Here is a 585-nt window from a genome sequence, read left to right as displayed (position 1 = left end):
CAGGCCGTCTGTCCGCCATTGATGCATCCGCATTCAAAGGCAACCTGACACTGAACCTCGGCAATGGCATCTTCACTACTGGTAAAGCTGACACATCCGGTTCCACACAAAACGTCACCATCACTGGTGGTTCTGGTAACGACACATTCTACCTGGCAGACACAGTAGAAACAGGCGACAGCATCACAGGCGGCGACGGTACAGATACACTGGTCATCGTCAACGGCGGTAACGTCACAGCCGGTGCAGCTGGTTCCTCCATCATCACCAAAGTAGAAGCCGTTCAAGTATTGTTGAACAACGCCGCTTCCACAGTTGACTTCGCCAAACTGCCAGACGTCACAGGCGTATTGGTTCGCAACGTCTCCAACACCAACGTAGCAGCACCTGCGAACTCCGCACCAGTAGCTGGTACAGACGTGTTCACACTCAACAACCTGAGTGTTGCCCAAGGCGCTGCTATCACCATCCGTCATAGCGACACAGGCTCCAACGCCATCGGCCAATCCACCATCAACGCCAATCTGGCCGTTGCTACTGGCGCATCCGACACAGTTGCTGTCACTATCGCTGAAGGTTTGAACG

General features: G+C 54.2%; 1 pseudogene. It reads left to right on the top strand.

Features of this window, described 5'->3' with window-relative positions:
* Positions 1-585: pseudogene (locus ACO0LI_RS30630) on the top strand (hypothetical protein); the annotation flags it as partial.

This window comes from Undibacterium sp. Tian12W (assembly GCF_049339405.1).
Classification (GTDB): Bacteria; Pseudomonadota; Gammaproteobacteria; order Burkholderiales; family Burkholderiaceae_D; genus Undibacterium.
The sequence above is the reverse complement of the archived record's forward strand: the minus strand, read 5'-3'. Positions and strand labels throughout refer to the sequence as shown.